This is a genomic window from Rubrivivax gelatinosus IL144, from assembly GCF_000284255.1.
Taxonomy (GTDB): domain Bacteria; phylum Pseudomonadota; class Gammaproteobacteria; order Burkholderiales; family Burkholderiaceae_C; genus Rubrivivax; species Rubrivivax gelatinosus_A.
This window is the reverse complement of record NC_017075.1, coordinates 2039404-2062642: the sequence shown is the minus strand read 5'-3', so window position 1 is coordinate 2062642 and position 23239 is coordinate 2039404. Positions and strand designations below refer to the sequence as shown.

The window sequence follows — 23239 nt, the reverse complement described above, 5'->3', positions numbered from 1 at the left end:
CGTCAGCCCTCCTTGCCCATGCGCAGCAGCGACTGCTGCATGCCGCGCACGCGCGTCATGACTTCGACGTTGGTCTCGAAGGCGCGCGAGGCGGCCATCATGTCGGTCATCTCGGCGACCGGGCTGACGTTCGGGTAATAGACCATGCCTTCCTCGTCGGCGAGCGGGTTGTCGGGTTCGTGCACCTTGCGCAGCGGCTCGGTGCTCTTGACGACGTCGAGCACCTGCACACGCTGGCCGCCGTCGCCGCCGTGGGCGACCGCCGCGAAGACCGGTTTGCGGGCGTGGTAGGCCTCGGCCTCGCTGCCGGCGGCCGACTGGGCGTTGGCCAGGTTGCTGGCGATGGTGTTCAGGCGCACGGTCTGCGCCGCCATCGCCGAGCCGGCGATGTCGCTGATCTGACGGAAGCTCACGATTGCCCTTCGATGGCCTTCGCGAGGCCTCTGAGTTTCATGTTCACGAACGTCAGGCTGGTCTGGAAGTCCGAGACGTTCTGCGAGAACGCGGCCTGTTCGGCGCCGAGTTCGACGGTGCCGCCGTCCAGGCGCGCGTGGTACGGCACGCGGTACTTCAGCGCGTCGTCGGTGTCTAATGCCGGGCCGTCGCCGGCCTCGTCGGCGGCCTGGGAGAGCGCCTGCGCGAAGTCGAGGTCGCGGGCCTGGAAGCCCGGGGTGCTCTCGTTGGCGATGTTCGAGGCCAGCACCTCGGTGCGCCGGGCCCGCAGGGCCAGCGCCTGCGGGTGCACCCCGAGCGCCTTCGTGAAATCGATTGCCATGCATGTCCTCCGCTTGACGAATACCTTGTTGATCGGTGCCGCGCTCGCCGCCGCGGCGGTGGCCGCGCCTTCGGGCGAGGCGCTGGTGTCGGCTGCGGCGCGCAAGCTGCTGCTCGAGCAGGCCGAGCGCGCCGGCTGGCGCGAACCGCAGGTGCAGGCCGAGGCGCGCGCGGCGACGGCCAGCCGGCCGCCGGCCTGCGCCGCGCCCGAGGTGCGCGCGCTGGACACGCGCATGCCCTCGCGCATGCGCTTCGAGCTGTCCTGCCCGGGCTCCGACGCGCCGGGGCAGGTGTTCGTCGTGCGCGCCCGGCTCAGCGCCGAGCTGCCGGTGGCGGCGCTGCCGCTGGCCTCGGGGCACGTGCTGGCCGCCGACGACGTGGTCTTCGAGCGCCGCGAGGTCACGCCCGGTGCCGAGCTCTTCGCCGAGGCCGACGAGGCGATCGGCCGCGTCGCGCAGCGCTCGCTGGCCGCCGGCCAGCCGCTGGGCCCACGGGTGCTCGTCGAGCCGCTGCTGGTGCGCCGCGGCGACAGCGTGCAGATCCGCGCCCGGCGCGAATCGGTCGAGGTCGTCGTGCCCGGGCAGGCGCTGGACGCCGGCCGGCGCGGCCAGACGATCCGGGTGCGCAACACCGCCAACGGCAGCGTCATCCGGGCGCGTGTCGTGGAAACGGGGCAGGTGGAGCCGGAGAGCATGTCGTCCTCGTCGCGTTAGCGCTGGCGCAGGCCGCGAACGACGGCCTGCAGCTTCTCGGCGTAGCGCGGATCGGTGGCGTAGCCGCCCTGCACCAGGCCCGCGGCATAGGCGCCGACGTCGGCACCGGTGCCCTGCACGGCGCGGTAGCGCGGGCTCTGCAGCAGCCGGGTGACGTCGCGGAAGGACTCCGCGGCGCTGTCGTAGCGGCGGAAGCTCTCGACCGTGGCGTAGGCGCCCTGGGCGCCGTATTCGGTGGTCGCCGCGGCGACGCTGGCGCCGCCGTAGCCGGCGCCGGCCTTCAGGCCGAAGAGGTTGTGGCTGTCGCTGCCGTCGGCCGCACGCAGCGGGCGCTGGCCCCAGCCGGACTCCAGCGCCGCCTGCGCGGTCAGGATCTCGGGCGCGACGCCCAGGCGGGCGCCGGCTTCGCGCGCCAGCGGCGCGACCTGCTCGACGAAGCGGCGGCGCTGCTCGGCATCGGCACCCTCGCCGGCCGTGTCGTCGTCGCCGCCGCTGCGCAGCAGCAGCGCGCGCGCCTCGGCGCCCAGCGAAGTCGCGGCGCCGGCGGTCATCGGCTCGGCGGCGGCGCTCTCGCCGTCGCGCACATAACGCACGATCTCCTCGTGCAGCGAGCGGAACTCGGCCGAGGGCAGGCCGTCGCCCGCCGGGGCGATGGCGGACGGCAGGGCCGGGCTGGCCGGCGAGGCGAACCAGGCTTCAGGCCGGAGCATAGGTGTCGGCCTCGCCGCCCTTGAGTTGCACCAGGTGCGCGTGCTGGCCCATCAGCAGCTCGCAGTTGCGCGTGTTCTTGCGGCGGCAGGCCTGCAGCCGCGTCTCCAGCGTGCGCCAGGCCTGCAGCGCGGCTTCGCGCGTGGCCGCCGGCAGCGGCTCGAGCACGCGTTCGACCGGCCTGGGCGCGTCGCCGGCGCCCAGCGCGGCGACCAGCTCGACGCGCTCGGCACGGCGCAGGTCCAGGTCGGCGACCAGGGCCTCGATGCGCGCGCCCAGCGCCTGCAGCGTCCTGGCGTCGTGCGCCAGCAGCGCGTGGAACTGCTTTTCCAGCAGGTCCGCGAGCGCGGCGTAGGCGCCCAGGTCGGCGTTGATGCCGGCCAGCAGGCGACGGTAGGCGTCGCGACGGGTCACCCGCGGCCCCCGTGGTAGCGCAGGATCAGGCCGGCGAGCTTGGAGGCGTCGAAGCCGATCTCGCCGCGCGCGATCGCGTCGCGCAGCTCGGCGACGCGCGCCTCGTCGATCTCGGGCATCGCGGCCAGCGCCGCGGCAGCGGGCTTGAGCACGTCGGACTCCAGCGCCGCGGCCGGGGCGACGACGGCGGCGGCGGCCGGGGCGGCCGCGCTCGTGGTCTCGACGCGCTCGCTGGCGCTGGTGGCGGCGGCGGGGGCCACCGGGCCGACGCCGTTGCTGACGATCCTCATGGTGCTTCCTCTCGTTCTGGTTCTCATCGCCGGGTCCCGTTCAGCGCGTGCCCAGCCGCGCCGGCAGCAGCTGGCGCAGCATCGAGCTCTCGCCCGGGCCGCCGGCAGCGTCCGAGCCTTCGGTCAGCGGCACGCGCGAGACGGGTGCGCCGAACATCGTTTCGATGGCGCGCGCCTGGGCGCCGGTCAGCAGCAGCATCTCGATGCGGCGGTTGACCGCGGCACGCGGGTTCTCCGGCTCCAGCGGCGCGCTGTCGGCCATGCCGACGACCTGCAGCACGCTGCGGTCGGGCATGCCGCCGATGCGCAGCCAGGTGCGCGCGGCCATCGCGCGGCCGCTGGAGAGGCCCCAGTTCGACAGCGCGCCCATGCCGTCGCCGGCATAGGGCACGGCGTCGGTGTGGCCGACGATCAGCAGCTGGTTCTCGAGCTGCCCGAACAGCGGCCCCATCTCCTGCAGCAGCTGCTGCAGCCGCGCCCCGGGGCGCGCGCTGCCGAGCTCGAACAGGCCCTGGCGGTCGGTGTCGTGCAGCAGGATGCGCAGGCCGGCCGGCGTGATGACGCTCTGCAGGTTGTTCGACAGCCCGGCCTTCTCGCCGAGCTTGGCCAGCGTCTGCTGCAGCTCGCGCAGGTCCTCGGGCGACTCCAGCCGGCGCTTGCCGATCAGCGGTTCCTGATCGCCGGGCTCCTCGCTGCGGCGCTCGGCGCTGCTCTGCCAGGGCACCGGCGTGCGGTCGATCAGGCTGCCCGAGGGCCGGTCGCCGATGCCCACCGGGCGCGCGCCGGCGCCGTCGGCCAGCAGCCCGGCGCCGCTGGCGCGCAGCGCGTCCTCGGCCTTCTCCTTGTCGCGCGCGGCGATCAGCCACAGCACGAGGAACAGGCACAGCAGCGCCAGGCAGAAGTCGGCGAACGCGACCTTCCAGGCGCCGCCGTGGCCGCCTTCGTGGCCTTTGCGCGCGGCGCGCTTGACGATGGTCTCGCCGTGGCCGCCGCCCTTGGCGACCAGGGCTTCAGGCTTGCTGGGCACGCTTGTCTCCGGCTCGGCGCTGCGGCACGGCGTCGGGGTCGCCGGGGTTCTGCATCTTGTCGATCCAGCCCTCCAGGCGGGCGAAGCTGGGCTTGGCGTTGAGCTGCACCAGGCGGCGGCCGGCGTCGATGGCCAGCAGCGGCGGCTTGCCCGAGACGTGCGTCACCAGCACCACCTTCACCGACTCCAGCGCGCTCAGGTCCTCGTCGACCAGCTGCTTCATCATGTTGCTGATCGGGTCGAGCACGCCGTAGCAGAAGAAGATGCCGATGAAGGTGCCGACCATCGCCGAGGCCACGCGCACCGCGATCTCGCCGGTGGAGGCGCCGTCGGCGACGACGTTCATCGCCATCACGATGCCCAGCACCGCGGCCAGGATGCCGAAGCCCGGCATCGCCTCGCCGATCTTGGCCAGCGAGCGCGCCGGCTGCGACAGCTCCTCGTGGATCGCCTCGAGCTCCTGGTCGAGCACGCCCTCGAGCTCGTGGGCGTTGATCTTGCCCATCGCCATCAGGCGGAAGTTGTCGACGATGAAGTGCAGCAGCTTGGGCTCGTGCAGCACCAGCGGGTAGCGCTTGAAGAGTTCGCTCTCGTGCGGCGCCTCGACGTGCGCGTCCAGCGCCTTCAGGCCGCCGGCGGCGGTCTGCAGCAGCTCGTACATCAGCAGCAGCAGCTGGCGGTGGAACTCGTCGCCGTGCTTCTTGCGCAGCATCACCTTGCGCACCTGCAGCCACATCTCGGCGAGCACGTGGCGCGGGTTGCCGAGCACGATGGCGCCGGCGCCGGCGCCGACGATGATCAGCAGCTCCACCGGCTGCCAGATGACCTCGAAGCGCCCGCCGTGCAGCATGAAGCCGCCGAAGACGCAGCCGAGGATGATGAGGACGCCGACGATCGATTGCATGACGGTCTTTCGCTGTCAGGCGGCCTGCAGGAAGACTTTCATCTTCCGCAGCGCCCCCTTGTTGATCTGGCAGACGCGCGCCTCGGTCAGGCCGAGCACCGCGGCGATCTCGCGCAGGCCGAGGTCGAACTCGTAATAGAGCTGCACGACACGCTGCTCGCGCTCGTCCAGGCTGCGCAGCGCCTGCTCCAGGCTGCGCCGCGCGACGTAGGCGTCCTCGGGCGAGCGCTGGTCCGACGGGATCTCGGCCATCTCGGCGACGAGCTCGTCGAAGCTCGCCAGCTCCTCGGCGTTCTCGGCGCGCTGCGCCTCCTGCAGCGCCTGCAGCGTCATGCCCAGCGCCGCGGCGACTTCGCCGTCGCTGGGCTCGCGGCCCAGGCGGCGGCGCAGCTCGCGCACGCCGTCGCGCACGCGGTGGCTTTCCTGGCGCACGCTGCGCGGGCGCCAGTCCTGGCGGCGCAGCTCGTCGAGCACGGCGCCGCGCACGCGCGCCGCGGCGAAAGCCGGGAAACGTTCGTCGGGCGGGCCGTAGCGGCGCAGCGCCTCCAAGAGGCCCATCAGGCCGACCTGCTCCATGTCCTCGCGGCCCATCACGCCGCCGACCTGGGCGTGCAACTGGCGCACCACGCGCTTGACGATGGCCGCATGCGCCAGCAGCAGGCGCTGCTCGTCGAGCGCGCCGGCGGCCGCCGCGGGCGGCTCGCCGTACGCGTCGTAGCGGAGTTGGGGCAGCGCGCTCATTCGATGATCAGCTTGGCGATCAGCGCCTCGTCGAACGGCGGCTCGGCCTGCTCGGCGGCGTAGCTCTTGCGGAAGGCGTCGTTGATCTCGCGCGTGAAGTCCTCGACGCCGAGCTTGTTGGCGCTTTCCACCGTGTGCGCCGACATCGCCTTGACGACGATGGTGCGCAGCAGCGGCAGGTGGTCCTTGGTCTCGCGCTCCTTCTTCACCGGCGTCTTGAACACCAGGTCCAGCGCGAGGTAGTGGTTGCCGCCGGTGTCGGGGCGCAGCATCACGATGGTCTTGTCCAGCGTGACGTAGCGGTACTCGACGTCGTGGCGCGGTGCCGGCGCGGCGCTGCCGTCGGCCGCGGCCGGGGCCTGGCGGGAATGCCACCACCAGGCGCCGCCGGCGGCGGCGATCAGCACGGCGCCGGCAGCGGCCAGCGCGATGACGAGAGGCTTCTTCATGCGGGGCTGCGGGTCGGGAAGTTGAACGGGGCGGCGTCTTCGTCGCCGGCTTCGGCCAGCGCGCGGCCGACCTCGGCCTCGCGCTGCGCCTGCTCGCGCGCACCGCGGCCGTCGGCGTCGGCGCCGTGGCGCGCGACCTCGACGCTGGCCTCGGCGCCCTGGCGCTGGGCGAGTTCCTGGCGCAGCGGCTCGCCGAGCTGCTGCAGCTGGCGCTGCACGTCGGGATGGCTGGCGCTGAGCTGCACGTGCACGACGCCGGCTTCGCGGCGCACGACGATCTCGATCGAACCCAGCTCGGGCGGGTCGAGGCGGATCGTCGCCTGCTCGACGCCGTGGCCGAGCTGCAGCCGCAGGCGCTCGCCCAGGGCCTGAACCAGCGGCTGGTTCCAGGCGTCGCGCGAGGCCGGCAGCTTGAGCGCCGGGGCCGCATCGGGCGCCGCCGCCGGGCCGCGGCCGGCGGCCGGGGCCTGGGCGGCCAGCGCGGCGAGGTCGGCGGCGTCGATCGCCGGCGCGGCCTCGGGGTTGCGCGCCGGGGTGGCGGCCGCCGGCGGCCGGGCGATGTCGGCCACGGCCGTGCTCGCGGCCGTGCTCGCGGCGGGCGTCGAGGGCAGCGACTCGGGCTGCACGGCCGGCGACGCGGGCGCGGCGGCGCTGGCGACGGGCACGGCCGGCGGCGGCACGAGCGGCGCCGCGGCCGGCGCGGCGAGCGCCTCGGTCGCGGCAGCGGCCACCGCGGAGGTGGCGCCTGCCGCGGTGCTGCCGTCGGTCGGTGCGGCCGGCTGCGGCGCCTGCACCGCACGCCACAGCGTCGCCAGCACGTCGACCTGCAGGGCGCCGGCCCAGTCGGCGGGCGCGGCTTCGGCGGCGTCGGGGCTGTCGTCGTGCTCCGGCGCAGCGGCGTCGGTCACGGCCGGCGCGTCGGCGGCCATGGCCGGTGCCAGCGCCGCAGCGAGCAGCGCGTCGTTCCAGGCCGGCAGGGCCGGCGCGGCCTCGCCCGGCGTGGCCGGGGCCGCCGCCGGGGTGACGGGCGCGGCGGCCGGGCGCACCGGCGTGTCGGCAGGGGTGACGGCCGGCGCCGCCGGCAGGGTGTCGACGATCATGCGGCCTCCTCGGCGTCCAGCGCCGCATAACCCCGCGCGGCGTCGCGCTGGCGGGCGAGTTCGAGCAGCCGCCGGCCGACCTCGGCCGTGGCTTCGGCGCAGCGGCGCTGGGCGTGGGCGTGGGCGGCGCGCAGCCGTGCCAGCGCGGCGGCGTCGTCGCTGGCGCCCCGCGCCAGGCGCTCGCGCAGCAGCGCCGCGGTGGCGGCGTCGGCTGCGGCCAGCGCGTCCCAGTCGCCGCTGTCGGCGGCCTGGCGCAGCGCGGCGCCCAGACGGTCCATCGCCTGCGCCTCAGCCATGGCGCGCCTGCAGGCCTTGCCAGCCGTTGCGCAGCGTCTGCAGCAGCTCGACGACCTCGTCGACGTGGCGCGGCTCGAGCTGCTGCCCGGCCTTGTAGAGCTGGCGGGCGCAGAAGTCGTACAGGCGTTCGAGGTTCTGCACCAGCTCGCCGCCCTGCTCCAGATCGAGCGCGCTGGACAGGCCGTTGAGGATCGCGACGCACTTCTCCAGGCTCTGCGCCTTGGCCTCGTAGCGGCGGGCGACGATGTGGGCGCGAGCGCGCGCGAGTTCCTCGATCAGGCCGTCGGTGAGGATCAGCACGAGCTGAACCGGCGAGGCCTGCGCGGTGCGGGCCCCGAGGTCGACGGCGTGGTAGCTGTGGTAGGCGTCTTGGATCACGGGCGGGTTCCGGGTGGGCGGAGGGTCAACTGGTGGTGGCCAGGCTGCCGAACAGGCTGCTGGCGTTGCTCATCGAGTTCTGCAGTTCCTGCAGCTTGGTGAACTGCTTCAGGTAGATCTGGTACAGGCTCTCGTAGCGCTGATCGAGCGCCTCCTGGCGCTTGGCGATGCTCTTTTGCGTGCGGTCGACCGAGGCCATGCGGCTGGCGATCTGGCCGTCGGCGGACTTCCAGCTGCGCGCCAGCTCGGCCAGGCTGCCGAGCACGCCGCTGGTGGCGCCGGTGCGCGCGCTGCCGAACAGCGTCGCCAGGCCCTCGGGCTTGGCCTTCAGCCCGGCTTCGAGCTTGGTCTGGTCCAGCGACATCTGGCCGTCGCGGGCGATCGACACGCCGTAGTCGGCCAGGCGCACGCCGCCGACGCTCTGGCGCAGCAGGTTGCCCAGGCGGCTCTTCAGCGCCAGCACGCCCGAGTCGCTGGCGAACGACCCGGCGGCCGTGCCGCTGCTGGTGGCGTTGGCCGTCATGACGTCGAGCAGGCTTTCCAGCGTGTTGTAGGCGTTGATGAAGCTCTTGACGTTGTCGGCCGTGGCCGCGGCGTCGTCGCCGACGTTCAGCGTCACCGGCTTGTCGCCGCTGGCCATCGCCTTGGTCAGGTTGACGGTGACGCCGGTGATGCCGGTGAAGCTGTTGCTGGCCTGCTGGATCTTGACGCCGCTGCCCTGCTCGCCGAGCCAGAGCACGGCGTCGCGGCCCTGCACCAGCAGCTTCTCGGCCGACAGCGCGCCTGACAGGGCGCCGTCGCTGACGCCCGAGGCGTCGAGCGTGATCGCGCCGGCAGCGCCGGTCTCGGCGGCGGTCAGCACCAGGCGGTTCTGGCCGTTGACGCTCATGACGCTGGCGACGATGCGGCCGTCGTTGGCGCTGCTGGCGTTGATCGCCCGCGCGATCTCGCTGGCCGTGACCTTGCCGTCGCCGTCGCTGTCGGCGCTGCTCAGGTCGACGCCGAAGTTGCTGCCGCCGATGGTCAGCGCCAGCGAGCCGGCGCCGGCGGCGCTGACGTCGGGCAGCGCCGCGAAGCTGGTCTGGTGCTTGGTCGCGACCTGCTCGACGAAGAACGAGTAGGCGCCGGTGGCGGCCTTGCTCGTCGCCGTCGCGCTGGCGTAGGCGGTGTTGTCGAAGCTCGCCGCCAGCGTCTTCACGCCCTTGGACGAGGACAGCGAAGACAGCGCCGACTCGAAGGTCGTCAGCGCGGTGCGCAGCTTGGACAGCGCGCTGGACGTCGTCTGGGCCGCCGTGCTCTGCGTCGACAGGAGCTTGTAGGCGTTCTGGGTGTACGACGTGGCCAGCTGGGTGGCGGTCGAGGCGGGGTCGAACGAGGTGCTCATGGTCGTGGCTCCCGGGGCGTCAGGCCCCTTCTCCAGAGCACAAGGCGACCGCCGCGCACGATTGCTGAAGCCGCGTGCTCATCGCTGGCCCCTCAGCCACACCTGGGTGGCGATGTCGTCCTGGCGCTTCTGCTCGCGGCCGGCGGCGTCGCGGTCCAGGCGCTGCTGGCGGCCGTCGACGGCCTGCTCCAGCGCCATGCGGCGCGTCGAGGCGGCGATCAGCGCCAGGCGCGCGGCGTCGACGTCGGCGTCGTGGCGCGCCAGCACGTCCTGCTGGCGGCGGCCGAGTTCGAGCAGCGATTCCTTGTAGGCGGCGCAGTTGGCCGCCAGCACGGCCGCCGGCACGGCGCTGGCGCCGACGCCGACGCACAGCGCGTTCAGCCGCTCCACGGCCTCGGCCTGGCGGCGGCGCTGCGCCTGGCGTTCGGCGAGTTCGGTCTGCAGCCGCTCGGCGTCGCGAGCGCGCAGCTCGGCGAGCCGGCGCACGGCCTGCAGCGAAGCCTGGGCACGGTTCATCGGGTCAGTTCCTCCAGACGTTGCACGCTGTCGGCCAGCGGCGCGGCTTCGCGCGTGCCCTGCTGCAGATAGGCCTCGATCGCCGGATAGGCCTGCACCGCGCGGTCGGTCGCCGGGTCGGCGCCGGGCACGTAGGCGCCCAGCGGCAGCAGGTCGCGCACCTGGGCGTGGCGCGCGGCCATGCTCTTCAGCTGGCGCGCCGCGGCCTGGTGGCCGTGGCTCGTGACCAGCGCCATGCAGCGGCTGATCGACTGGGCGATGTCGATCGCCGGGTAGTGGCCGCGTTCGGCCAGTTCGCGCGACAGCACGATGTGGCCGTCGAGGATGGCGCGCGCGGTGTCGACGACCGGGTCCTGCTGGTCGTCGCCTTCGGCGAGCACGGTGTAGATGGCGCTCATGCTGCCTTCGGGGTTCTCGCCGTTGCCGGCGCTCTCGACGAGCTGCGGCAGGCGGCCGAAGACCGACGGCGGGTAGCCGCGTGTGGCCGGCGGCTCGCCCAGCGCCAGCGCGACCTCGCGCCGCGCCATCGCGTAGCGCGTCAGCGAGTCGACGAGCAGCAGCACGTCCTGGCCCTGGTCGCGGAAGTGCGCGGCGATCGTGTGGCACAGCTCGGTGGCGCGCAGCCGCATCAGCGGCGACTCGTCGGCCGGCGCGACGACGACCACCGCGCGGCGCAGCCCGGCCTCGCCCAGCGACAGGTCGATGAACTCGCGCACCTCGCGGCCGCGTTCGCCGATCAGCCCGACGACGACGACGTCGGCCACCGTCTGGCGCGTGATCAGCCCGAGCAGCACGCTCTTGCCCACGCCCGAGCCGGCCATCAGGCCGACCCGCTGGCCCTTGCCCAGCGTCAGCACGCCGTTGATCGCGCGCACGCCGACGTCCAGCGGCGCGTCGACCGGGCGGCGCTTGAGCGGGTTGATGCGCGGCGGGTGCGCCGGCAGCACGTGCTCGCCGCCGAGCCGGCCGCGGCCGTCGACCGGCTCGCCCAGGCCGTCGACGATGCGTCCCAGCCACGACGGACCGATGAGCTGCGTCGTGTCCTCGGGGCCGGGCAGCACGCGCGCGCCGGTGCACAGCCCGGTCGCCGGGCGGAACGGCATCAGGTAGCTGACCTCGTCGCGAAAGCCGACGACCTGGGCGTCGATCCATTCGCCGCCGACGGTCTCGATGCTGCAGCGGTGGCCGGTGCGCAAGGCGCAGCCGACGCTCTCCAGCAGCAGGCCGCTGGCGCCGACCAGGCGCCCGGTGGGCGTGGCCACCGGCACCTCGGCCAGGCGAACGCTCTGCAGCGCGCGGCCGATCATGCGCCGGCCTCCTCGACGGCCGGGGCCCCGGCTTCGGCGGGTGCTTCGAGCAGCTGGGCGCCGACCTGCTCCATCACCGCGTCCAGGCGCTGGCGGCAGCCGGCGTCGGCTTCGCGCCGGCCGCTGCGCACGCGGCATTCGCCGGGCGCCAGGCGCGGGTCGGCCAGCAGCTGCCAGCGGCCGGTGGCCTCGGGGTCGATCTCCTCGATGCGGCGCAGGTCCTCGGGGTTCAGGCGCACGTCCACCGTCTCGTGCGGCGGCGGCATCGTCGCCAGCGTCTCGTCGACGAGCTTCAGGATCTGCTGCGGCTGCAGCGCCAGTTCGCAGCGCACGACCTGGCGCGCGACGCGGCCGACCAGGTCGACGAGTTCGCGCCGCATCGCCGCCTGGGCCTCGGCCTGGGCGCTTTCCAGCGCCGTGATCGCCGCTTGCAGCGGACCGGCGACCTCGGCCAGCTTGTCCTGCACGCGGCGCACCAGCTCGGCCTCGGCCTGCTCGCGCGCCTGCGCCAGGCCGGCGGCCCAGCCGTCCTCGCGGCCCTGGGCGGCACCGGCGTCGTAGCCCTCGCGCCAGCCGCGCTGCTGGCCCTCGGCGTAGCCGCGTGCGGCGGCCGCCTGGGCGTCGGCCCCGGCGACGGCCGGCAGCGTCGTGCCGGCGGTCAGCCCGGCCAGCGGCGGGAAGCGGTAGGGCCGGGTCTTGCTCATTCGACGACGGCCTCGGCGAAGAGCTGGACCTCGATCTCGCCGGCATCGGCCAGCGCCTTCACCTGCGCCATGATCTGCTGGCGCGTCTGCTCGACCCGCGACAGCGGCACCGGGCCGCTGCGGCGCATCGTGTCCTCGAAGGCCTGGGCCTGGCGGCGCGGCATCGACTGCAGCACGGCGTCGCGCACCGCGGGCTCGCAGCCCTTGAGCGCCACCGCCCACTGCTCCAGCGGCACGGCCTCGATGATGCGGGTGATGTTGGCTTCGGTCTGGCGCGCCAGGATGCCGAAGTCGTAGAGGCTGACCTCCATCTCGGCGACGACCTCGGGGTCGTGCGCACGCAGCTGCTCGACCAGCGTCTGGCGCTCGCCGGGCAGGCGGTTGAGGATCTCGGCGGCCTGGCGCAGCCCTTCGACCGCGGTGGCCTGGGTGCTGAAGCTCGCCAGGCAGCGGTCGACCAGCACGTCCAGGTCGGCGAGCAGCTCGCGGTCGATCTCCTTCAGGCGGGCGACGTTGAGCAGGACGCGGTCGCGGCCGTCGGCCGGCAGCGCCTCGACCACCTGGCCGGCCAGCGCCGACGGCAGGAAAGCCAGGAACACGGCCTGCATGCGCACGTGTTCGTGGGCGATCTGGTCGGCCAGCCAGCGCGGCGCGGCCCACTGCAGGCGTGCCATCTTCGGCCGGATCGCGTCGCCGTACAGCGTGTCGAGCACGCTGCCGGCGACCTCGCGGCCCAGCGCCAAGTCCAGCGAGCGCTGCAGGTACGAGCGCGAGGCGCCGTGCACGCCGCTCTGCTCGCGGTAGTCGTCGAAGAAGTGCTGCAGCGACAGGCGCACGGTCTCGACCTTGATGCCGCTCAGGCGCGACATCACCTGCGTGACCTCGAGCAGCTCCTCGCGCGACAGGCAGCGCAGCACCGCCGCGGCGGGCTCCTCGCCCATGCTCAGCAGCACGATGGCGGCGCGTTCGATCGGGGTCGGCGGCGCCACCACCGCTTCGGCGACGGCGTTACTCGGCTCGGTCATGCTTCTGCACCCACTGTTTGACGACCTCGGCGACGCGCTCGGGCTCCTTGGAGGCCAGCACCTTCAGGTGGTCGACCAGCACGTCGACGGCGGATCCCGGCGGCGGCAGGTCGTAGTTGGCGAGCAGCGGCGCCACCGGCGAACGGCCGGGCAGCGCGGCCGCGCCACCCGGGCCGGCCAGCGCCGCGGCGGCGCTGCCGTCGGGGCCGGCGCCGCCCAGCGGCACCAGCGGCGTCGGCGCCGCGCCGGCACGCTGCTGCAGCATGCGCATGCCGGGGCGCACGACGCCGAAGAACAGCATCAGCCCGCCGGCCGCGTAAAGCAGCCAGCCGCCGACGTCGACCCAGAGGTTGCGTTCGCCGTACCAGGGCGTCGGCGCCGGCGGCGCCGGGAACGGCATCGCCGAGACGACGAGGCGGTCGCCGCGTTCCTTGCTGATGCCCAGGCCGCTGGCCAGCGTGCGTTCGACGTCGGCGAGCTGCTGCGGCGTCCAGGCGGTGGCGCCGCCGGGCGCGGCGCTGCTGGCCAGCACGACGGCGACGTTCAGGCGTTCGAGCCGGCCGCGGCTGCGCTTGATCTGCGTGATGTTGCGGTCGTAGGCGTACTGGCGCGTGCTGGCGTTGCGCTGCGCCTGGCCGGAGCCGTCGGCGCCCGAGGCCGCCGAAGCCACCGCCACCGGGCGGTTGCTCAGCGAGCCGGGCACGCCCAGCGCCATGCCTTCGCGGTTCATCTCCTGGCGCAGCGCCTCGCTGGTGATCTTGGGGTCGGCGCCGTAGACCTCGCGCGTCTCCTGCACGCGGTCGTTGTCGACCTCGGCGGTGACGCTGACGCGGTAGTTGCCGGCGCCCAGCACCGGGCCCAGCAGATCGTCGACGCCGCGGCGCGTGTCCTGCTCGTAGCGGTGGCGCGCGTCCATGCCGCCGGAGGCCAGGCCTTCGAGGCCGTCCTCCAGGTCGACACGCGCGGACAGCAGGTTGCCGGCCTGGTCGACGACGCTGACGCGCGAGGCGTCGAGGTTGGCGACGCTGCCGGCGACGAGCTTGATCGTCGCGGCGATCTGCTCCGGGTTCAGCGTGCGCCCGGGCTTGGTCGTGACGACGACCGACGCCGAGCTGCGGTCGTCGGCGGCGGTGACGAAGGACGAGCTGCGCGCGATCGCCAGGTGCACGCGCGCCGCGTCGACGGCGTCCATCGTCATGATGCTCTGCGCCAGCTCGCCTTCGAGGCCGCGGCGGAAACGCACGTCCTGCACGAACTGGCTGACGCCCAGCGGGTCGTCGCGGTCCATCAGCTCCAGGCCGGCGGGCAGGCGCGCGGTCACGCCCTTGGCGGCGAGCAGCATGCGCACGCGGCCGAGCTCGGCCTCGGGCACCAGCACCTGGCCGCTGTCGGGGTGCACGCGGTAGGGCACGTGCTCGGCGTCGAGCACGGCCATCATGTCGGCGGCGGCGACCTTCTCGCGGGCGCCGAACAGCGGCTTGTAGCTGGACTGGTCGCGCCACTGGAAGGCGACGACCAGCGCCGTCACCGCGGCGGCGGCCAGCAGCAGCGGCGTCAGGCCGCGCAGCAGCCCGGCCGGCAGCGCCGGCAGGCCGCCGGCACGCAGCCGGGCGAGCGCGGGACGCAGGGTGGAGACGAGCGGGTTGGCCACGGCGTCGTCCTCAGAGCTGCAGCTTGATCAGCTCGTCGACCGCGCCGGCGACCTTGTTGCGCACCTGCAGCAGCATCGAGAACGAGAGGTCGGCCTGCTGGCTGGCGAGCATCGCGCCGACGAGGTCGTTGGAGCGGCCGGAGTCGACCGCCGCGAGCTGCTCGTCGGCCGCCTGGGCCTGGGCATCGACGCTGCGCACGGCGTCGACCAGGCTCGAGGCGAAGCCGGAGGCGCCGTGTTCACCGGCGGCCGGCAAGGGCTCGGCCGCGGCACCGGCGCCCAGGCGCAGGCCCTCGCCCGCCATGCGCTCGGCTTGCGCCATGACCGACATCAACATTTGCGACATCAAACCTCCAGGAGTCGACCGCATTCGCGGCAACCGGGAACTTCGGACCATGCGGCGGCTCGGGCCTGCTGCCGGCCCATTACGCCAAGAACACGGGGATAAGCGCTTATCGGTTCACCGTCAAAAGACTTGACGGCAACGGCGCATTAATTTTTCGTGACTCCGGAGCTTGTCTTCCGAGCGTGAATCCGGAGCCCGCGAATAAAACCGGCATTAGCCTCCAGCGGAAACGCTGGAAACGCATGCAGAACATCGATCTCGAACTGGCAACGAATCTGACGGCGGCCCGCAGCGGCGACACCGGCGATCCGCGAACGGTCTGGCGCGCTCCGCTCGGGGCGGTGCGACAGGCGGTGGCAGGTGGCGGCGTTCGTGACATCGGGTGCGGAGCTCGTGACAGGGCCCGACCCGCGTGAACGCAAAGGTCTCCACGGCGCGCCGCGCCATGGACAGACGATGCCGTCACACCTCGTGCGTCCGAGGTGCTCGAGGCGGCTTCGCCCGGCGGCCCCGCTGTCGTGCGTCCCGCTCGGGGGGACGGTTAGACCGGAAGCTTTGCGACCCCGGCTTTCGCACGGGTGTGCCCTGATGCGGCGCATGCTAAGCGCGGCGTCCGGGCTGTTGCAGGCCGTAACCGGCGGATAGCTTCGGACACGTGAACTAGTTCTCTTCTTTAACGGCATGACAGATTTCGATATCGCTCCGAATGACATCAGATGGCAAAACTGATAGTTTCAGAATTACCATCTCGGCGCGCTCTTTTCATTTATTGTGAGTCGGATGAATTCCCTGAAAAACACCTGCCATCCGACCCGGCATGGTCTGCATGATGCGAGTTCGGGCAAATGAACGGTCGGAAAGAAAGCGATGCATATTCCGCTTAATTGCGCCAACGAAAAGCCGAACGATTCCTAGAATTCGCCGCTCGATGTCTCATTGCATGCCATGACCGCATCCCGTTCGACCCCTTGCCGGCCGATCGACCCGACCTCGCTCGGGCGCCCGGTGCACCTGCTCGACGCCTTCGCGCGGCGCTGGCGGGCCGACCTCGCCGGCTGGCTGCGGCGCCAGGTCAACCAGCGCCACCGCGCCGGCTTCGAGGTCGTCGACGCCTCGCTCGCGCGGCTGGAGCGCGAGGCCGAGGGCAGCGGCTGGCATGCCTACGCGTTCGCGCGCGGCACGCTGGTCTGCGGCGCCGACCGCCGGCTGCTGCTGGCCTTGATGGCGCGGCGCTTCGGCACCGAGGCCCAGGGCGAGGACACGACCGCCACCACGACCGAGGAGCGCCTGGCGGCGCAGCTGGGTGCGGCCTGGGCGGCGCTGGCGGCACGCCGGCTCGAAGCCGGGCTGCCGGCCGAGCCCGCCACCGTCGCGGCGCCGGCGGCCGGCACGCCCGCCGCGGCGCCGGCCCGCGGCACCTGGGTGCTGGACGCGACGATCGCCGAAGCCGGCATGAGCGAACCCGCGCGCCTGCGCGTCGCGCTCGCGCCCTCGTGGCTGGAGCGGCTGTGGACGCAGCTGGCCACCGAGCGCCTGCCCTCCAGCGCCCAGGCCACCGTCGCGCCGCTGGCCACGCGGCTGGAGTTCCGCCTCGTCGCGCAGCTGCTCGACAAGCAGCTGCCGCTGTCGGACGTCGCCGCGCTGAAGGTCGGCGACGTGCTCCCGATCACGCTCGGCGAAGCCGACGCCCTGGTCGACGGCCTGCGCCTGTTCAAGGCCCGCGTCGCCGAGCACGACGGCCGGCTGTGCCTCACCTGTTTCTCCGACTCCGACTGAAAGCCACGACGATGAGCGAACCGCTTCCGATCGACCCGCTGGACACGCTGGACCTGGACACCGTCGAACCGGTGCCCGAGGCGCCCGCGCCGGGGCGCAAGCTGGCGCAGCTGATGCGCAAGATCCCGGTGACGCTGACGCTGGAAGTCGGCTCGGCGCGCATCTCGCTGGACGAGCTGAGCCGCATCCGCGCCGACAGCGTCGTGCCGCTGGACACGCTGGCCGGCGAGCCGCTGACGATCAAGGTCAACGGCACGACCATCGGCCGCGCCGAGGTCGTCGTCACCGGCGACAAGTACGGGCTGAAGGTGGTCGAGGTCTCGGACCTGGACCTCGGGCTGCCCGAGGCATGAATCTGGCCTGGGCCACCCCGCGCTGGACGCGTGCGGCGCGCTGGGCGCTGGCCGCCGGGCTGCTGGTGGCCGGCGCCTCGGCGCTGGCCGCCAACGGCGTGCCGGTGCTCAGCACGACGACGCGCGGCGCGACCACCGACTTCACGGTGAAGACCCAGATCGTCATCCTGATGACGCTGCTGGGCCTGCTGCCGGCGCTCGTCCTGATGATGACCAGCTTCACGCGCTTCGTCATCGTGCTGGCGCTGCTGCGCCAGGCGCTGGGGCTGCAGCAGGGGCTGCCCAACCGCATCATCACCGGCGTCGCGCTGATCCTCACCTGCCTGGTGATGCGCCCGGTCGGCGAGCGCATCTGGACCGACGCCCTCGTGCCCTACGACGAGGAGCGCATCGTGATGAGCGAGGCGCTGGAACGCGCCGCCAAGCCGATCTCGGCCTTCATGCTCGCCCAGACCAGCAAGACCGCGCTGGCGCAGATCTCGCGGCTGGCCGGCGAGGCGCCGGTGGCCAAGCCCGAGGAACACGCCTTCACCGTCAAGCTCGCGGCCTTCGTGCTCAGCGAGCTGAAGACGGCGTTCCAGATCGGCTGCATGCTGTTCATCCCCTTCCTGGTCATCGACCTGGTGGTGTCCTCGCTGCTGATGGCGATGGGCATGATGATGCTGTCGCCGCTCGTGATCTCGCTGCCGCTGAAGCTGCTGCTGTTCGTGCTCGTCGACGGCTGGACGCTGACCGTGGACACGCTGGTCACCAGCGTGCAGAAGTTCTAGGAGCCGCGGCGATGATGACCCCGGAGATCGCCGCCGACCTCGTCAGCGAGGCGCTGGGCCTGGTGACGCGCATGGTCGCGGTGCTGGTCGTGCCCGGGCTGCTGGTCGGGCTGCTGGTGGCGCTGTTCCAGGCCGCGACGCAGATCAACGAGCAGACGCTGAGCTTCCTGCCGCGGCTGCTGGCGACGCTGCTCGTCGTCGCGCTGGCCGGGCGCTGGCTGGTCGGCTCGATGATGGACTTCTGCATCTCGGTCTTCCACCGCGCGGCGACGCTCGTGGGCTGACGGCGATGGAAGCGCTCTACGGCCAGTGGCTGGGGCTGATCGGGCAGCTGTGGTGGCCCTTCTGCCGCGTGCTCGCCTTCCTGGCCGCCACCGCGATCCTCGGCGACGCCCTGCTGCCGCTGACGCTGCGCGTGCTGCTGGCGCTGGTGATGGCCGTCGTGCTGCTGCCGGTCGCGCAGCCGGTGCAGGCCATCGACCCGCTGTCGCTGGCCGGCGTCGCCGCCACCGTCGAGCAGGCGCTGATCGGCCTGGTGCTGGGGCTGGCCTTCCACCTCGTCAACGCGGTGCTGGCGACGCTGGGCTATCTGGCCTCGTCGCAGATCGGGCTGTCGATGGCGGTGATGAACGACCCGATGAACGGCGAGTCCTCCGACGTCGTCTCCAGCCTGCTGCACGTGCTGGGCATCCTGGTGTTCTTCGCCGTCGACGGCCACCTCGTCGTCGCCGGCGTCGCCGGGGCCAGCTTCAAGGCCTGGCCGGTGGGCGGCGGGCTGGCCGGGCTGTCGCTGCAGGCGCTGCCGCTGGCGGTGGCCTGGGTGTTCTCGGCGGCGATGCTGCTGGCGCTGCCGCTGGTGCTGGCGGCGCTGGTGGTGCAGATCGGCCTGGGGCTGCTGAACCGCGTCTCGCCGGCGCTGAACCTGTACTCGCTGGGCTTCGCCGTCGTCACCTGCTTCGGCCTGCTGATGTTGGTGGCGCTGGTGCGCCACCTGCCGGCGCACTACCTGGCGATGATGCAGCGCGTGCTCGACCTGATCGAACACGGCCTGAGGGCCTCGCATGGCTGAGTCCGGCGGCGACAAGACCGAGAAGGCGACACCGCAGAAGCTGCGCAAGGCGCGCGAGCAGGGCCAGGTGCCGCGCTCGCGCGACTGGGCGACGGCCGCCGGCATCGTCGTCGGGCTGCAGGTCTTCGTGATGCTGCTGCCGGGTTACCTGGCCGACTTCCGCCTGCTGTTCGGCGCCGCCTTCGTGCCGCTGGACGGCGACGCCGCGCTGGCCGAGACCTGGTCGACGCTGTTCAAGACCTCGGTCCTGCTGCTGCTGAAGATGGTGCTGCCGCTGCTGGCGGTGCCGCTCTTGGCCGTCGTCGCCGGCCTGGTGCCCGGCGGCTGGGTGGCCAGCAGCAAGAACCTGGAGCCCAAGCCCGAGCGCCTAAACCCGGCGAGCAACCTCGGCCGGCTGTTCGGCGCGCGCCACTGGGCCGAGTTCGCCGGCTCGCTGCTGAAGACGCTGGCCCTGGTGGCCGTGCTCTGGCACGTCGCCAGCACCGCGCCGGAGGACTACCTGCGGCTGCAGGGCATGACGCTGGACCGCGCGCTGGCCGACGGCCTGGCGCTGGTGCGCGGCGGCATCCTGGCGCTGGTCGCGGTCTTCGTGCTCTTCGCGCTGATCGACCTGCCCTTGCAGACCTTCCTCTTTCGCCGCCAGCAGCGCATGAGCAAGCAGGAGGTCAAGGAAGAGCACAAGACCACCGAAGGCCGGCCCGAGGTGCGCCAGCGCATCCGCCAGCTGCAGCGCCAGATCGCGCAGCGCAGCGTGCGCAAGGCCGTGCCCGGCGCCGACGCGGTGATCGTCAACCCCGAGCACTACGCCGTGGCGCTGAAGTACGACCAGCGCCGCGCGCAGGCGCCCTTCGTCGTCGCCAAGGGCGTCGACGAGATGGCGCTGTACATCCGCCGCGTCGCCACCGAACACGGCGTGCAGGTCGTCGAGGCGCCGCCGCTGGCCCGCGCGATCTATCACACCAGCCAGGTCAACCAGCAGGTGCCGGCGGCGCTGTACCGCGCCGTGGCGCTGGTGCTGGGCTACGTGATGCAGCTGCAGGCCTTCCGCGACGGCCGGCGCGTGCGCCGCCCCGAACTGCCCGATGACCTGCCGGTGCCGCCGCACCTGGCCGAGACCCCGACCCGATGAGCACCACCCCCACCCAGACCCTGCTGGCCGCGCTCAAGCGCAACCGCCTCGCCGCGCCGGCCTTCCTGCTGGCCATCCTGGCGATGGTCGTGCTGCCGCTGCCGCCGCTGCTGCTGGACGTGCTGTTCACGTTCAACATCGTGCTCGCGGTGATCGTCGTGCTGGTCGCGGTGACGACGCAGCGGCCGCTGGACTTCGCGGTCTTCCCGACGATCATCCTGACGACGACGCTGATGCGGCTGACGCTCAACGTCGCCTCGACGCGCGTCGTGCTGCTCAACGGCCACGAAGGCACGCACGCCGCCGGCCGGGTCATCGAGAGCTTCGGCAACGTCGTCATCGGCGGCAACTTCGTCGTCGGCATCGTCGTCTTCGTGATCCTGATGATCATCAACTTCGTCGTCGTGACGAAGGGCGCCGAACGCATCTCCGAGGTCTCGGCGCGGTTCACGCTGGACGCGCTGCCCGGCAAGCAGATGGCGATCGACGCCGACCTCAACGCCGGCCTGATCAACCAGGAGAAGGCGCAGGCGCGGCGGCGCGAGGTCGGCTCCGAGGCCGACTTCTACGGCGCGATGGACGGCGCGTCGAAGTTCGTGCGCGGCGACGCCATCGCCGGCATCCTGATCCTGCTGATCAACATGATCGGCGGCGTCGCGATCGGCGCCTGGATGCACGGCCTGCCGCTGGCCGAGGCCTTCCGCACCTACGCGCTGCTGACCATCGGCGACGGCCTCGTCGCGCAGATCCCGGCGCTGCTGCTGTCGGCCGCGGCGGCGATCATCGTCACCCGCGTCAGCGACTCGGGCGACGTCGAGCAGCAGATCGGGCGCCAGCTGCTGGCCTCGCCGCCGGTGCTCTACGGCGCTGCCGGCGTGATGCTGGCGCTGGCCGCGATCCCCGGCATGCCCTGGCCGACCTTCTGCGGCTTCGCCGCGGTGCTGGGCTTCGTCGCCTGGCGCATGGCGCGGCGCCCGGTGGTGGTACCGGCCGACGACACCGCCAAGGCGGTCGAGCAGGCGCTGGTCGCCGAACGCGAAGCCGAGATCGACTGGCCGGCGCTGCCGGTGGTCGAGCCGGTGTCGGTGACCGTCGGCTACCGCCTGGCGGCGCTGGTCGACCCGGCGCAGGGCGCGCCGCTGGCCAAGCGGCTGAAGGGTGTGCGCCAGACGATGAGCGAGCAGCTCGGCCTGGTGCTGCCGCGCCTGGGCGCGCGCGACGACCTGTCGCTGCGGCCGACGCAGTACGCGGTGCTGCTCGGCGGCACGCCGATCGCGATGGCCGAGGTCTTCCCCGACCGGCTGATGGCCCTGCCCTCGCCGCAGACCTACGGCGACCTGGACGGCGTGCCCGGCATCGAGCCGGCCTACCAGCTGCCGGTGGTCTGGATCGAGCCCGGGCAGAAGGCGCACGCGCTCGGCCTGGGCTACCAGGTCGTCGAGCCGGCGGGCGTCGTCGCGACGCACGTCTCCAAGCTCGTGCGCGACCACCTCGGCGAGCTGCTGCGCCACGAGGACGTGCCGGCGCTGATCGAACGCTGCGGCGCGCTGGCGCCCAAGCTCGCCGCGGCGCTGGACAAGGCCTACACGCACAGCCAGCTGCTGAAGGTGCTGCGCTTGCTGCTGGCCGAGAACGTGTCGATCAAGGACATCGTGCCGATCGCCACGACGCTGCTGGAGAACGCCGAGACGACCAAGGACCCGGTGCTGCTGGCCGCCGAGGTGCGTTGCACGCTGCGCCGCCAGATCGTCAACGCCATCGCCGGCCCGGGGCCGACGATGCGCGCCTTCAGCCTCGGCGCCGAGCTGGAGAACCTGCTGCTGGGCGCGCTGAACAACGCCCGCCAGGGCGGCGCCAAGGTCGCGCTGGACAACTTCCCGGTCGACCCCAAGCTGCTGTCGCAGCTGCAGACCCACATGCCGATGGTGCTGGAGCAGATGAAGCAGCTCGCCGCCGCGCCGGTGCTGCTGGTGATGCCGCAGATCCGGCCGCTGCTGGCGCGCTACGCGCGGCTGTTCGCGCCGGGGCTCACGGTGCTGTCGTACAACGAGATCCCGGAGTCGCGCGAAGTGAGCGTCATCGGGACTCTCGGCTGAGACGCTGCAGGCCTTCGCTGGCGACGGCGCCCGCATCGGCCTGCACCAGCGCCAGCACGACCTCGGTCGCCGCGGCGAACAGCGATGGCGGCAGCAGCGAGCCCACCGGCAGCACGCCGAGCGGCACCGCGCCGGCGCCGGCGGCCAGGCCGCCGACCTGCACGCGGCAGCGCAGCAGCACGATGCCGGCGTCGCGCAGGCCCGCGGCCAGCGCCGGCAGCACCCGCTTGAGCGCCGGCAGCGACTCGCGCCGCACGCAGGCCAGCCCCAGCCACAGCCCGCCGACGCCCAGCTGCAGGTGCGCCGAGACGCGCCCCAGCCGCGGCAGGTCGACGACCAGGTGCAGCGCCGGCGCGCGCCGCAGCCCGGGCGGCGGCGGCGCGGCATCCTCGCCGTCCTCGGGCAGCGGGATCGCCAGCGCCAGCGGCAGGCCAAGCCACGACGCGGCCCAGGGCGGCGGCGGCGTCTGCGGCATCGTCAATGCCGTCTCGCCGGCGGCGGCGCGCAATCGCTGGGCGATGCCGGCGCGCCAGGCGACGGCCAGCGCTGCGGCGTCGTCGGGTGCGGCACCGCGCACCTGGCTCAAGGCCAGCGGGTCGAGCTGCCAGCCCGGCGGCGTCGCGCCCGACATCGCGCCGCGTGCGGCCAGGCGCAGCCGCGCGCCGGTCTCGACGACCTCGAAACTCAGCACGTCGCCCACCGTGACACCCGGCGGCAGCTCGACGATCGCCGGCTGCACCGCCGGCGCGGCGGCGGCCGTCGGCAGCGGCGGCGTCACCGCGCCGGCCAGCGCGGCGGCAGCGGCCGGCGCTTCGCGGCCCCTCGCTGCGGCGGCGTCGAAAACGATCGGAGCGACGGCGCTCAGCCGGGACCAGGACATATCCACCTCTGCAAGCAGCGGGTCTGTCCCGCGCACCGATTGAGGGCGACCTGCCGGCTATGCGGCTTAAACACGCTGCGTCGTCTCCTGCCGCCCGGCGACCGCGGCTCGTTGCGGCCTCCGACCGCAGGTCTTCCCTCACAGCCAAAGCTCACGAAGGAAACTTCGGAGCACGTCCGCGAGCAACAGCGCGAGAGCCGGCCGCCGGGGCGTGTCCCTGCGTTCATGTCCCCCGGGCGAGCTGCGCCCGCCCTCCTCCTAATACTTCACTCCGGGACACGCCCCGGCGGCCGGCTCCGAGGCTTTGGTGGCACACCGCTAGCACACAACTGTCGGTGGCTGCCGCGGGCGTCGGGTGGCCGGTGGAGGGAATACGAAGGGACTTCCCACAACCCAGCACGACGTCGAGACGTCACGATTGAAGGTGCAAGTCAGCAA

At 73.0% G+C, this 23239-nt stretch carries 28 protein-coding genes and 1 riboswitch; of the genes, 8 read left to right on the top strand and 20 right to left on the bottom strand.

Annotation, left to right across the window (positions count from 1 at the left end):
* Positions 1–2: 2 nt before the first annotated feature.
* Together flgC and flgB are read right to left on the bottom strand one after the other, a co-directional pair.
* Positions 3–413: a flagellar basal body rod protein FlgC gene (flgC, locus tag RGE_RS09655; protein ID WP_014428184.1), complete on the bottom strand. Its 411-nt coding sequence runs from the start codon at positions 411–413 to the stop codon at positions 3–5.
* The gene (gene flgB, locus RGE_RS09650; protein WP_014428183.1) at positions 410–775 is read right to left on the bottom strand and encodes a flagellar basal body rod protein FlgB; all 366 of its coding nucleotides are present in this window, start codon (positions 773–775) and stop codon (positions 410–412) included. Before flgB ends, flgC begins: the two co-directional genes overlap by 4 nt.
* 13 nt (positions 776–788) lie before the next feature.
* Between flgB and flgA the strand changes: the two genes are divergently transcribed.
* Positions 789–1487: a flagellar basal body P-ring formation chaperone FlgA gene (flgA, locus tag RGE_RS09645; protein WP_232505005.1), complete on the top strand. Its 699-nt coding sequence runs from the start codon at positions 789–791 to the stop codon at positions 1485–1487.
* Here the strand turns inward: flgA and RGE_RS09640 are convergent.
* From RGE_RS09640 to RGE_RS09560, 17 genes are all read right to left on the bottom strand, one after another.
* A complete protein-coding gene (locus RGE_RS09640; RefSeq protein WP_014428181.1) occupies positions 1484–2197 on the bottom strand; it encodes a glycoside hydrolase family 73 protein in 714 nt (237 codons plus the stop codon). The genes flgA and RGE_RS09640 overlap by 4 nt on opposite strands.
* A complete protein-coding gene (locus tag RGE_RS09635; protein WP_014428180.1) occupies positions 2184–2609 on the bottom strand; it encodes a flagellar protein FlgN in 426 nt (141 codons plus the stop codon). The genes RGE_RS09640 and RGE_RS09635 overlap by 14 nt, the downstream gene beginning before the upstream one ends.
* Positions 2606–2899, bottom strand: coding sequence for a flagellar biosynthesis anti-sigma factor FlgM (gene flgM, locus RGE_RS09630; protein WP_014428179.1), 294 nt, complete (start codon positions 2897–2899; stop codon positions 2606–2608). The genes RGE_RS09635 and flgM overlap by 4 nt, the downstream gene beginning before the upstream one ends.
* 40 nt (positions 2900–2939) lie before the next feature.
* Entirely contained in the window at positions 2940–3926 is a 987-nt protein-coding gene (locus RGE_RS09625) for a flagellar motor protein MotB (RefSeq protein ID WP_014428178.1), read from the bottom strand.
* Positions 3910–4830 carry a flagellar motor stator protein MotA gene (gene motA, locus RGE_RS09620; protein WP_014428177.1) on the bottom strand — a complete coding sequence of 307 codons (921 nt, stop codon included), beginning with the start codon at positions 4828–4830 and terminating at the stop codon, positions 3910–3912. Before motA ends, RGE_RS09625 begins: the two co-directional genes overlap by 17 nt.
* A 15-nt stretch (positions 4831–4845) precedes the next feature.
* Complete coding sequence (locus RGE_RS09615) at positions 4846–5571, bottom strand: FliA/WhiG family RNA polymerase sigma factor (RefSeq protein ID WP_014428176.1); 726 nt, start codon at positions 5569–5571, stop codon at positions 4846–4848.
* On the bottom strand, positions 5568–6020 hold the full coding sequence (locus RGE_RS09610) for a flagellar basal body-associated FliL family protein (RefSeq protein ID WP_014428175.1): 453 nt from the start codon (positions 6018–6020) through the stop codon (positions 5568–5570). The genes RGE_RS09615 and RGE_RS09610 overlap by 4 nt, the downstream gene beginning before the upstream one ends.
* Positions 6017–7120 carry a flagellar hook-length control protein FliK gene (locus tag RGE_RS23150; RefSeq protein ID WP_014428174.1) on the bottom strand — a complete coding sequence of 368 codons (1104 nt, stop codon included), beginning with the start codon at positions 7118–7120 and terminating at the stop codon, positions 6017–6019. The genes RGE_RS09610 and RGE_RS23150 overlap by 4 nt, the downstream gene beginning before the upstream one ends.
* Positions 7117–7416, bottom strand: a complete 300-nt coding sequence (locus RGE_RS09600; RefSeq protein ID WP_014428173.1) for a hypothetical protein — start codon at positions 7414–7416, stop codon at positions 7117–7119. Before RGE_RS09600 ends, RGE_RS23150 begins: the two co-directional genes overlap by 4 nt.
* Positions 7409–7795 carry a flagellar export chaperone FliS gene (gene fliS, locus RGE_RS09595; protein ID WP_014428172.1) on the bottom strand — a complete coding sequence of 129 codons (387 nt, stop codon included), beginning with the start codon at positions 7793–7795 and terminating at the stop codon, positions 7409–7411. Before fliS ends, RGE_RS09600 begins: the two co-directional genes overlap by 8 nt.
* A gap of 25 nt (positions 7796–7820) precedes the next feature.
* Entirely contained in the window at positions 7821–9179 is a 1359-nt protein-coding gene (gene fliD / locus RGE_RS09590) for a flagellar filament capping protein FliD (RefSeq protein WP_014428171.1), read from the bottom strand.
* A gap of 78 nt (positions 9180–9257) precedes the next feature.
* Positions 9258–9695 (bottom strand): flagellar FliJ family protein, encoded by a 438-nt coding sequence (locus tag RGE_RS09585; protein ID WP_014428170.1) that lies wholly within the window; start codon positions 9693–9695, stop codon positions 9258–9260.
* The gene (fliI, locus tag RGE_RS09580; protein WP_014428169.1) at positions 9692–11002 is read right to left on the bottom strand and encodes a flagellar protein export ATPase FliI; all 1311 of its coding nucleotides are present in this window, start codon (positions 11000–11002) and stop codon (positions 9692–9694) included. Before fliI ends, RGE_RS09585 begins: the two co-directional genes overlap by 4 nt.
* A complete protein-coding gene (gene fliH / locus RGE_RS09575) occupies positions 10999–11706 on the bottom strand; it encodes a flagellar assembly protein FliH (RefSeq protein WP_014428168.1) in 708 nt (235 codons plus the stop codon). Before fliH ends, fliI begins: the two co-directional genes overlap by 4 nt.
* Positions 11703–12731: a flagellar motor switch protein FliG gene (locus RGE_RS09570; RefSeq protein WP_014428167.1), complete on the bottom strand. Its 1029-nt coding sequence runs from the start codon at positions 12729–12731 to the stop codon at positions 11703–11705. Before RGE_RS09570 ends, fliH begins: the two co-directional genes overlap by 4 nt.
* On the bottom strand, positions 12715–14382 hold the full coding sequence (fliF, locus tag RGE_RS09565) for a flagellar basal-body MS-ring/collar protein FliF (RefSeq protein ID WP_014428166.1): 1668 nt from the start codon (positions 14380–14382) through the stop codon (positions 12715–12717). The genes RGE_RS09570 and fliF overlap by 17 nt, the downstream gene beginning before the upstream one ends.
* A gap of 10 nt (positions 14383–14392) precedes the next feature.
* A complete protein-coding gene (locus RGE_RS09560) occupies positions 14393–14728 on the bottom strand; it encodes a flagellar hook-basal body complex protein FliE (protein ID WP_148280154.1) in 336 nt (111 codons plus the stop codon).
* A gap of 500 nt (positions 14729–15228) precedes the next feature.
* Positions 15229–15323: riboswitch (cyclic di-GMP riboswitch) on the bottom strand.
* 350 nt (positions 15324–15673) lie between these two features.
* Between RGE_RS09560 and RGE_RS09555 the strand changes: the two genes are divergently transcribed.
* Genes RGE_RS09555 through RGE_RS09525 form a run of 7 tightly spaced genes read left to right on the top strand, consistent with a single transcriptional unit; the run spans position 15674 to position 21921 of the window.
* On the top strand, positions 15674–16504 hold the full coding sequence (locus tag RGE_RS09555; protein WP_043783972.1) for a FliM/FliN family flagellar motor switch protein: 831 nt from the start codon (positions 15674–15676) through the stop codon (positions 16502–16504).
* Positions 16505–16515: 11 nt separating this feature from the next.
* The gene (locus RGE_RS09550) at positions 16516–16857 is read left to right on the top strand and encodes a FliM/FliN family flagellar motor switch protein (RefSeq protein ID WP_014428163.1); all 342 of its coding nucleotides are present in this window, start codon (positions 16516–16518) and stop codon (positions 16855–16857) included.
* Positions 16854–17627 carry a flagellar type III secretion system pore protein FliP gene (gene fliP, locus RGE_RS09545; protein ID WP_014428162.1) on the top strand — a complete coding sequence of 258 codons (774 nt, stop codon included), beginning with the start codon at positions 16854–16856 and terminating at the stop codon, positions 17625–17627. Before RGE_RS09550 ends, fliP begins: the two co-directional genes overlap by 4 nt.
* 11 nt (positions 17628–17638) lie before the next feature.
* Positions 17639–17911: a flagellar biosynthesis protein FliQ gene (fliQ, locus tag RGE_RS09540; RefSeq protein ID WP_014428161.1), complete on the top strand. Its 273-nt coding sequence runs from the start codon at positions 17639–17641 to the stop codon at positions 17909–17911.
* A gap of 5 nt (positions 17912–17916) precedes the next feature.
* Complete coding sequence (locus RGE_RS09535; protein WP_014428160.1) at positions 17917–18696, top strand: flagellar biosynthetic protein FliR; 780 nt, start codon at positions 17917–17919, stop codon at positions 18694–18696.
* Entirely contained in the window at positions 18689–19825 is a 1137-nt protein-coding gene (locus RGE_RS09530; RefSeq protein ID WP_014428159.1) for an EscU/YscU/HrcU family type III secretion system export apparatus switch protein, read from the top strand. The genes RGE_RS09535 and RGE_RS09530 overlap by 8 nt, the downstream gene beginning before the upstream one ends.
* Complete coding sequence (locus RGE_RS09525) at positions 19822–21921, top strand: flagellar biosynthesis protein FlhA (protein ID WP_014428158.1); 2100 nt, start codon at positions 19822–19824, stop codon at positions 21919–21921. Before RGE_RS09530 ends, RGE_RS09525 begins: the two co-directional genes overlap by 4 nt.
* Here RGE_RS09525 and RGE_RS09520 read toward each other — a convergent pair.
* On the bottom strand, positions 21902–22801 hold the full coding sequence (locus tag RGE_RS09520) for a hypothetical protein (RefSeq protein WP_014428157.1): 900 nt from the start codon (positions 22799–22801) through the stop codon (positions 21902–21904). The two genes, RGE_RS09525 and RGE_RS09520, sit on opposite strands and share 20 nt — an antisense overlap.
* Positions 22802–23239 lie beyond the last annotated feature (438 nt).